Annotated in this window: 9 protein-coding genes and 1 pseudogene; 8 read left to right on the top strand and 2 right to left on the bottom strand. The window is 63.6% G+C overall.

The features are described from left to right. The first annotated feature begins 321 nt into the window (after positions 1–321). The 6 genes from ftsE to ACVOMB_RS20295 all read left to right on the top strand — a co-directional run bounded on the left by ftsE (position 322) and on the right by ACVOMB_RS20295 (position 5270). Positions 322–1008 carry a cell division ATP-binding protein FtsE gene (gene ftsE, locus ACVOMB_RS20320; protein WP_282272950.1) on the top strand — a complete coding sequence of 229 codons (687 nt, stop codon included), beginning with the start codon at positions 322–324 and terminating at the stop codon, positions 1006–1008. Continuing rightward, positions 1005–1979: a permease-like cell division protein FtsX gene (gene ftsX / locus ACVOMB_RS20315; RefSeq protein ID WP_481532840.1), complete on the top strand. Its 975-nt coding sequence runs from the start codon at positions 1005–1007 to the stop codon at positions 1977–1979. Before ftsE ends, ftsX begins: the two co-directional genes overlap by 4 nt. Positions 1980–1986: 7 nt before the next feature. After that, positions 1987–2829, top strand: a complete 843-nt coding sequence (locus ACVOMB_RS20310) for a response regulator (RefSeq protein ID WP_057628046.1) — start codon at positions 1987–1989, stop codon at positions 2827–2829. Beyond that, a complete protein-coding gene (gene ung / locus ACVOMB_RS20305; protein ID WP_481532839.1) occupies positions 2826–3551 on the top strand; it encodes a uracil-DNA glycosylase in 726 nt (241 codons plus the stop codon). Before ACVOMB_RS20310 ends, ung begins: the two co-directional genes overlap by 4 nt. Positions 3552–3729: 178 nt before the next feature. Further along, on the top strand, positions 3730–4605 hold the full coding sequence (gene rpoH, locus ACVOMB_RS20300) for an RNA polymerase sigma factor RpoH (RefSeq protein ID WP_481532838.1): 876 nt from the start codon (positions 3730–3732) through the stop codon (positions 4603–4605). A gap of 263 nt (positions 4606–4868) precedes the next feature. Then, complete coding sequence (locus ACVOMB_RS20295; protein WP_481532837.1) at positions 4869–5270, top strand: GFA family protein; 402 nt, start codon at positions 4869–4871, stop codon at positions 5268–5270. Between the two features lie 21 nt (positions 5271–5291). Here ACVOMB_RS20295 and ACVOMB_RS20290 read toward each other — a convergent pair whose 3' ends face one another. After that, complete coding sequence (locus ACVOMB_RS20290) at positions 5292–6572, bottom strand: NAD(P)/FAD-dependent oxidoreductase (RefSeq protein WP_481532836.1); 1281 nt, start codon at positions 6570–6572, stop codon at positions 5292–5294. 114 nt (positions 6573–6686) lie between these two features. Between ACVOMB_RS20290 and ACVOMB_RS20285 the strand changes: the two are divergent. Both ACVOMB_RS20285 and ACVOMB_RS20280 read left to right on the top strand, forming a co-directional pair. Beyond that, positions 6687–7511 (top strand): annotated as a pseudogene (locus ACVOMB_RS20285) (NYN domain-containing protein); the annotation flags it as partial. Positions 7512–7547: 36 nt separating this feature from the next. Beyond that, positions 7548–8168 (top strand): glutathione S-transferase family protein, encoded by a 621-nt coding sequence (locus ACVOMB_RS20280; protein ID WP_481532835.1) that lies wholly within the window; start codon positions 7548–7550, stop codon positions 8166–8168. Here ACVOMB_RS20280 and ACVOMB_RS20275 read toward each other — a convergent pair. Then, a partial coding sequence (locus ACVOMB_RS20275) for a hypothetical protein (protein WP_481532834.1) occupies positions 8149–8512 on the bottom strand: 364 nt, incomplete at its 5' end. The two genes, ACVOMB_RS20280 and ACVOMB_RS20275, sit on opposite strands and share 20 nt — an antisense overlap.

Here is an 8512-nt window from a genome sequence, read left to right as displayed (position 1 = left end):
CCCCCCCCCGCCCCCCCCCCCCCCCCCCCCCCCCCCCCCCCCCCCCCCCCCCCCCCCCCCCCCCCCCCCCCCCCCCCCCCCCCCCCCCCCCCCCCCCCCCCCCCCCACTACCGCTCCCTCCCTTTTGCGCAGCAAAGGGGAGGGTTGGGGAGGGGTTGGCTCTTCGCCGGTTGATGCAATCCCGGCTTCGCGGCTGACGCCGCTCCTACAAAGATGATGGTCGGTAAAGCCCCTAGCCGAGCATGGCTCGGCACTACGCGTAACCCACGTCTCGTGACCTGCATCCCCGCAGCCCGCCCGCGCTCCTGCATAATCAGCACGATGAGCGTCCTGCGTTTTGACAATGTCAGCAAACAATATGCCGGTGGCCATCAGGCGCTGCTGGATGTCAGCTTTGAAGTGGCGGCAGGCGAGATGCTGTTCGTCACCGGGCACTCCGGTGCCGGCAAGAGCACCTTGCTCAAGCTGATCCATCTCAGCGAGCGGCCCAGCCGTGGCGCGGTCATCTTCGGCGAACGCAATCTGCTCAAGGTACGCGGTGGCAAGGTCGCCCTGCATCGGCGTGAAGTCGGCGCGGTCTATCAGGATCATCGTCTGCTGGTCGACCGCAGCATTGGTGAGAACGTCGCCCTGCCGCTGATCCTGCGTGGCGACCGCCGTGCCGACACCGGCAAGCGGGTGCGCTCGGTGCTGGAGCGGATGGGCCTGGGCCACCGTGAGAAGGCGCTGCCCAGCGAACTGTCGGCCGGTGAGCAGCAGCGCGTCGGCATTGCCCGGGCGATTGTTGCCGAGCCCAAACTGCTGGTGGCCGACGAACCCACCGGCAACCTCGATCCGACCTTGGCGGCGGAAATCATGACCTTGTTCGCTGAACTGCCTGCGCGCGGTACCAGCGTGCTGGTGGTCAGCCATGACCTTGCCCTGCTCAAGCAGATGCGCAAGCGCGTGTTGATCCTCGACCACGGCCGTCTGGTCGATGACATCTCGCCGCAGGACCTGGCCGAATGACTACCAGCAGCAACGCCGAGAAAACCGCTACGAACACCAATACCAACGCGGCAGCACCGTCGCGGCTGGCCACCTGGATCAACCACCATCTGCATAGCGTGGTTTTCAGCCTTGGCCGCGCGCTGCGCCGGCCGTGGGCTACCGCGCTGACGGTGGCGGTGATGGCCCTGGCCTTGGCACTGCCGTTGGGGCTGTCGATCGGCTTGGACAACCTCAAGCATTTCTCCGGCAGCGTGCAGCAGTCGCGCGATATCAACCTGTTCCTGAAGACCGACGTCGATGGCGCCGCTGCGCAGGAACTGGCCAAGACCCTGCGCGCCCGGGCCGATGTGGCGCAGGTGCAGCTGCGTACGCCGGACGAAGGCCTGGCCGAGTTACGCGAGAACGCCGGTCTTGGCGAAGCCATCGATGCGCTGGGTGAAAATCCGCTGCCCACGCTGTTGATCGTGACTCCGGCCGACGGCGTTGACGCAGCCCTGGCCAAATCGCTTGAAACCCTGCCGCAGGCCGATCTGGTCCAGCACGATGCGCTCTGGCGGCAGCGGCTGGATGGTTGGCTGAGCTTCGGCGCACGTCTGGTGCAGGTGTTGTCCGCACTGCTGGGCCTGGGTGCGGCGCTGGTGGTCGGCAATACCGTGCGCCTGGACATCCAGGCACGGCGCGAGGAAATCGGCGTGCTGCAGTTGCTGGGTGCCAGTGATGGCTTCATCCGCCGCCCGTTTGTCTATATGGGTGCGTGGTACGGGCTGGGCGCTGGTGCACTCGCGCTGGGCCTGATCGGCGTATGCGGGCTGGCCCTGCGCGCGCCACTGGCCAATCTGTCGCAAAGCTACGGCAGTCCCTTCATGTTGCAAGGCCTGGATTTGCTGCATTCGGGCATGGTGCTGGTAGGCACCACGATTCTGGGTTGGTTGGGGGCATGGCTGGTGACCGGTCACTTCCTCAGGCAGACTCGCCCGACTGAAACCTGAGGCCCGCATGTCCACGCACGAGCTCAAGCACCTGATCAGCGACGCGCCACGGGTAATGGTGGTCGATGGATCCAAACTGGTACGGCGCCTGATCAGCGATGTGCTCAAACGCGAACTGCCCGACGTTGAGGTGGTTGGCTGCGCCAGCATTGCCGAGGCGCGCGAAGCGCTGGCCGCTGGCCCGGTGCATCTGGTCACCACCTCGCTGGCCTTGCCCGATGGCGATGGCCTGGCGCTGGCACGTGGTGTGCGTGAAACCGCAGGGCAGGCCTATGTGCCGGTAATCGTGGTCTCCGGCGACGCCCAGCAGCATCTGGAACAGCGCCGCTTCACCGAATACGTCACCGATTATTTCGACAAGGCACTCGGCCACGAAGCCCTGGCGACTTTCATCCGTGGCTATGTGCAGCCCGAGCCGGTGGCTAATGCCACGGTGCTGTATGTCGAAGACAGCCGCGTGGTGGCAGAGGCTACCAAGCGCATGCTCGAACGGCATGACCTGCATGTCGTGCACGTGCTCACCGCCGAGGATGCGTTCTCGCTGCTCACCGCCGAGTCGTTGGGCCGCACCACGCGCCAGGTGGATCTGGTGCTGACCGACGTCACCCTCAAGGGTGAGCTCAGCGGCCGCGATGTGGTCGAACGCATCCGCGTCGACTTCGCCTATGGCAAGCGACGCCTGCCGGTGCTGGTGATGACTGGCGACGGCAACCCGCACAACCAGTCGGCGCTGCTGCAGTCCGGCGCCAATGACCTGGTGCAGAAACCCATTGAAGAACGTCTGCTGGTGACCAAGGTGCTGTTCCAGCTGCGGCTGGCGCGCATGGCACAGCCGGCGGTGGTGCTGTGAGCGAAGACGGCGCACAGATCCAGCTTGAGCCCAGTTGGAAGGCGCGCATCGGCGATTGGCTGCTGCGCCCGGAGATGCGTGAACTGTCGGCCTTCCTGCGCAAGCGCAAGGCAGCCGGCGCCCATGTGTTCCCGCCCGGCCCGGAAATCTTTGCTGCCTTCAACGCCACGCCGTTCGAGCAGGTAAAGGTGGTGGTGCTGGGCCAGGACCCGTACCACGGCTACGGCCAGGCGCATGGTTTGAGTTTCTCGGTGATGCCGGGTGTGCCGGTGCCGCCCTCGCTGCTCAACATCTACAAAGAACTTGAGGCCGACCTGGCCATCCCGCGCCCGGACCACGGCTGCCTGCTGCCGTGGGCGCAACAGGGCGTGCTGCTGCTCAACGCCGTGCTGACGGTGGAAGAAGGCAAGGCTGGTGCGCATCAGGGCCGCGGCTGGGAGGGTTTCACCGACCACGTGGTCGACGTGCTCAACCGCGAGCGCGAAGGCCTGGTGTTCCTGCTGTGGGGCGCCTATGCCCAGAAGAAAGGCAAGGTCATCGATACCCGCCGCCACCGCGTGTTCAAGGCGCCGCATCCTTCGCCGCTGTCGGCGCATCGGGGGTTCCTGGGCTGCCGTCATTTCTCGCAGGCCAATGACTATCTGGCCCGTAACGGCCAGGCCCGGATCGACTGGCGGCTGCCGGCGCTGGCCGATCTGGCGCTGGCACCGGCTGGCGGCTGAACTGCCTTGATTCCTGTCATATCGCGGTGACCTTGGACTTGCTACCTTGGCGGTCCTCGGAATGCCGATGTTTCTGTCGCCTATTCAGGTTTGACTCTGGGTTTGGCAACAAAAACAGAACGCTGGAACTTTTTCTGTACTGAGCAGTCCAATAGTTCGACTGCTAAGATGAGGTCCTATGAACCTGAACACCTCTACTGCCCTTGTGGCAAACAATCTCCCGATCCCCAGTGCGCTCGGTTCGCTGGACGCCTACATCGGTGCCGTGCACCAGATCCCGGTGCTGTCGGTCGATGAGGAACAGGAACTGTCGCGTCGCTTCCGCGACGAGCAGGATCTGCACGCCGCACGTGAGCTGGTGCATTCGCACCTGCGCTTCGTCGTGCACGTGGCCCGCGGCTACAACGGCTACGGCCTGCAGCTGGGCGACCTGATCCAGGAAGGCAACATCGGCCTGATGAAGGCGGTCAAGCGCTTCGACCCGGACATGGGCGTGCGCCTGGTGTCCTTCGCGGTGCATTGGATCCGTGCCGAGATGCACGAGTTCATCCTCAAGAACTGGCGCATCGTCAAGGTCGCCACGACCAAGGCGCAGCGCAAGCTATTCTTCAACCTGCGCAAGTCCAAGACCCGCCTGGGCTGGATGAACGCCGCCGAGGTCAGCGCCGTCGCCAAGGATCTGAACGTCTCCGAGCGTGAAGTGATGGAGATGGAATCGCGTCTGTCCGGTCGTGACATCGGTTTCGATGCGCCGTCGGATGAAGACGACGACCATGCGCCGCCGTCGCCGGCTGCGTACCTGGTCGCACGCGATGAAGATCCGTCGCAGGCCTATGAGCGCGAAGACAGCGAAGACAACCAGCTGAGCCTGCTGCGCGAAGGTCTGGGCAAACTCGACCAGCGTTCGCGCGACATCATCGCCCGCCGTTGGCTGGACGCCGACAGCAAGGTGACGCTGCAGGAACTGGCAGATGAGTACGGCGTGTCCGCCGAACGCATCCGCCAGATCGAAGCGAACGCGCTGAAGAAGATGAAGGCATTGTTCGCTGCCTGAGCAAGGCCGCAGCAGTGACACGAAGGCCCGGGGAAACCCGGGCCTTTTTTTGTAGTGCCGAGCCATGCTCGGCAGGGGCTTCATGCACAGGCCAACCGTCGCTGGTAACGCTCCTGCCGAGCATGGCTCGGCACTACAGGGGAACCTACCGTTGCCGGTAACGCTCCTGCCGAGCATGGCTCGGCACTACGGGACGATTCTCATCACCGGTAGGAAAGCTTTCCCGTGTAGATTCGGCATTCCTCTTGCAGACGGACCCGGTGATGAAAGGACAGTGCCTGTGTGGTGCGATTGAAGTGATTGCCAGTGAGCATTCGGAAATCGGCCTCTGCCATTGCAGCATGTGTCGACGTTGGTCCGGCGGCCCGTTGTTTGCGGTGCATTGCGATGACCAGGTGCAGGTCATCGGCAGCGCGTTGAAGACCTATCGTTCCTCGGATTGGGCCGAACGCGGCTTCTGCTCACAGTGCGGCACGCACCTGTATTACCGGCTGGTGCCGGACGGCGAATACTTCGTGCCGGCCGGGCTGTTCCAGGATCGTGAGTTCGAGCTGGCCAGCCAGATCTTCATCGATGAAAAGCCGTCGTACTACGAGTTGGCCAATCAGACGCCGACGCTGACCGGGCGCGAAGTATTCGAGCAATTCGCCAACGGCAACAGCTGATCGCCGCTGGCGCAGTGCCGATCAACCTGCAGGCTCCTTGCCATCCTCCTCGTCGGCATCGCCGAGGATGATGCGCGCGCTGCGCTGGTAGCTCCAATACGCCACTGCCCAGTTGAGCAACACCACCAGCCGGTTGCGGAAGCCGATCAGGAAGAACACGTGCGCGGCCAGCCAGAACCACCACGCCAGTAGCCCAGACAGCTGCAGCTTGCCCACGTGCACGATGGCGGCCATGCGGCCGATGGTGGCCAGGTTGCCCTGGTCGCTGTAGCGGAATGGCGGCGGCGCCGGCTTGCCATCAAGACGCGCACGGATCACCTGCGCCACGTACTTGCCCATCTGTTTGGCAGCGGGAGCGACACCTGGCACCGGCCGGCCGTTGGCCTGCATCAGCGCGACCAGATCGCCACCGGCGAAAATCTCCGGATGGCCGGGAATCGTCAGGTCGGGTTCCACCTGCACGCGGCCGGCACGGTCCAGCGGCACGTCCAACGTGCGTGCCAGCGGTGAGGCGGCGACACCGGCGGCCCACACCACGGTACGCGCCGGTACATGGGTGTCGCCGAGCTGGAAGCCCTGTCCGTCGATATGGCTGACGGCGGTGCCGGTGAGTACTTCCACACCCAGCTTCTCCAACTGGCGGCGTGCCTTCAGCGACAGCACTTCCGGGAAGGTGGACAGCACCCGTGGCCCGGCTTCGACCAGCCGCACCTTGGCATCGGCCGGGTTGATATGGCGGAACTCATTCTTCAGCGTATGGCGGGCGATCTCGGCCAGGGTGCCGGCCAGTTCCACGCCGGTAGGGCCGCCGCCGACGATGGCGAAGCTCAGCCATGCCGCGCGCTTTACCGGGTCGGATTCGGCCTCGGCGCGTTCAAACGCCAGCAGCAGCTTGCGGCGCAGGTAGAGCGCATCGTCCAGGGTCTTCAGGCCGGGCGCATCGGCGGCCCATTCGTCGTGGCCGAAGTAGGCGTGGGTGGCACCGCTGGCGACCAGCAGCAGGTCGTAACCGATCTGGCTGCCATCGCCGAGCTGCACCTTCCTGACGTGCTTGTCGATGGACACCACTTCGCCCAGCCGCACCTCGATATTGCGCTGCTTGCCGAGGATATGCCGCAGCGGCGCGGCGATATCCGGCGACGACAGGCCGGCGGTGGCCACCTGGTAGAGCAGGGGCTGGAACAGATGGTGGTTGCGACGATCGACCAAGGTGATGCGCAAGGGTGCATCGGCCAGCGCACGGCTGGCCCAGAGCCCGGCGAAACCTCCGCCGACGACAACTAGGTGCGGGTGTTGCGGCATGACGTACTCCGGTGAGGCCGGTGAACCGGCCGTGGGGGCGGGTTGTCAGCGCACATCATCGCATTGATGTGCTTTGAATCAGCGATGACCGATACTGGTACTCAGCTTGCCGCCATGGAGTACCCCGTGACTGAGCCTGAGAAGCGCATCGCGCTGTTGATTGATGCCGACAACGCGCCGTCATCGAAGATCGACGAAATCCTCGTGGAAGTGGCTGCCTTCGGCGTGGCCAACGTACGTCGCGCCTATGGCGACTGGAAGAACCCGCGCTTGAAGGGCTGGGAGAGCGTGCTGCATGAGTTCGCGATCCGGCCGATCCAGCAGTTCGCTTATTCCAAGGGCAAGAACGCCTCGGACATGGCGATGGTGGTGGATGCGATGGACCTGCTGTACGCGCGCAACCTGGATGGCTTTGCGATTGTCTCCAGTGACGCCGACTTCACCCCGCTGGTGATGCGCATCCTCACCGATGGTTTGAAGGTGTATGGCTTCGGCGAGCAGAAGACGCCGCTGGCCTTCGTCAACGCCTGCTCGAAATTCATCTATCTGGAGGCCTTGGGTAATGCGCCGCCGGATGTCGTCGAGCCGGTGGCTGCCGGCAGTGCTTCCGCGTCGCCAACAGCGACCTCAACGTCTGAAGCCACGGCTCCGGCCGAATCAAGCGAGCCACCCGCAGCACCAATTACGCCACGCAGCGCCAATGAGCTGCGTGGTGATACGCGCTTGCTCAACCTGTTGCGTGGTGCGGTGGATGCGGTGGCCGATGAGCAGGGCTGGGCTTTGCTGAGTGCTGTGGGTAACCAGATTGCAAACCGTGCTTCGTTTGATTCGCGCAATTACGGTTATCGCAAGCTGAGCGATCTGATTGCGGCCACCGGCCTGTTCGAGGTCAAGCGCGCGGGCAAGGCATCGGCGGTACGCACGCTGCCACGTAAAGGTGCGCGCGATGAAAACTGATCTGAAAGGAGTGGATTGATGTTGAAAATCTGGGGCCGGCGCAATTCCAGCAATGTGCGCAAGGTGCTGTGGTGCGCCGAGGAGATCGGCCTGCCTTATGAGTCGATTGAAGTCGGCGGTGCGTTTGGTGGTACGCAGACGGTCGAGTACCGCGCGATGAATCCCAATGGGCTGGTGCCGGTGATCGAGGACCAAGGTCTGCCGGTGTGGGAGTCCAATGCCATTGTGCGTTATCTGTCGGCGCGTTATGCCTTGGACGTGCTGTATCCGGCCGACCCGGTTGAACGTGCGCGCAGTGAACAGTGGATGGATTGGACCACCTCGAGTTTTGCGGGTGCGTTCCGTGATCTGTTCTGGGGCGTTGTGCGGACTGCACCAGCGGATCGTGATGAGGCGCGGATTGCAGCGGCGTTGCTGCGTTGTGGTGAGCTGTTGACGTTGGTCGATGCAGCTTTGGAAAAGCAGCCGTGGTTGTCCGGTGAGCGTTTTGCGATGGGCGATATTCCGCTGGGTTCCTTCATCTACGCCTGGTTTGAAATGCCTATCCAGCGGCCGGAGCTGCCGCATCTGGCAGCGTGGTACGCGCGGCTGCAGCAGCGGCCTGCGTATCGGAAAGGGGTTATGACTGCGTTGACTTAGGATTTTGTGGGATGCGGAATGCAGGAGTGCAGGAGTGCAGGAGTGCAGGAGTGCTAGCCCCTCTCCCGCTTGCGGGGTGAGGCGGACAGTTCGCGAACCATTGGTTCGCTGTCCGTCGAACGACCTTGCGCCAGCGCAAGGGCCGGGGCGCGGAGCGGGGGTTGGGGTGAGGGGGCGCTTTTGATTTTCGGTTTGTTGTTTTCTGCATAGGTGGCACTGCAGCAATAACAACAGCAGCAATAACAACAGCAGCAATAACAACAGCAGCAATAACAACAGCAGCAATAACAACAGCAGCAATAACAACAGCAGCAATAACAACAGCAGCAATAACAACAGCAGCA

The sequence above is a fragment of the Stenotrophomonas sp. STEN018 genome (genome assembly GCF_056760235.1).
The sequence above is the reverse complement of the archived record's forward strand: the minus strand, read 5'-3'. Positions and strand labels throughout refer to the sequence as shown.

Coding starts and splice junctions, on each gene's coding strand:
- ftsX (WP_481532840.1), top strand. CDS start 1,005: ATGACTACCAGCAGCAACGCCGAGAAAACCGCTACGAACACCAATACC.
- ftsE (WP_282272950.1), top strand. CDS start 322: ATGAGCGTCCTGCGTTTTGACAATGTCAGCAAACAATATGCCGGTGGC.
- ACVOMB_RS20295 (WP_481532837.1), top strand. CDS start 4,869: ATGAAAGGACAGTGCCTGTGTGGTGCGATTGAAGTGATTGCCAGTGAG.
- rpoH (WP_481532838.1), top strand. CDS start 3,730: ATGAACCTGAACACCTCTACTGCCCTTGTGGCAAACAATCTCCCGATC.
- ACVOMB_RS20280 (WP_481532835.1), top strand. CDS start 7,548: ATGTTGAAAATCTGGGGCCGGCGCAATTCCAGCAATGTGCGCAAGGTG.
- ACVOMB_RS20310 (WP_057628046.1), top strand. CDS start 1,987: ATGTCCACGCACGAGCTCAAGCACCTGATCAGCGACGCGCCACGGGTA.
- ACVOMB_RS20290 (WP_481532836.1), bottom strand. CDS start 6,572: ATGCCGCAACACCCGCACCTAGTTGTCGTCGGCGGAGGTTTCGCCGGG.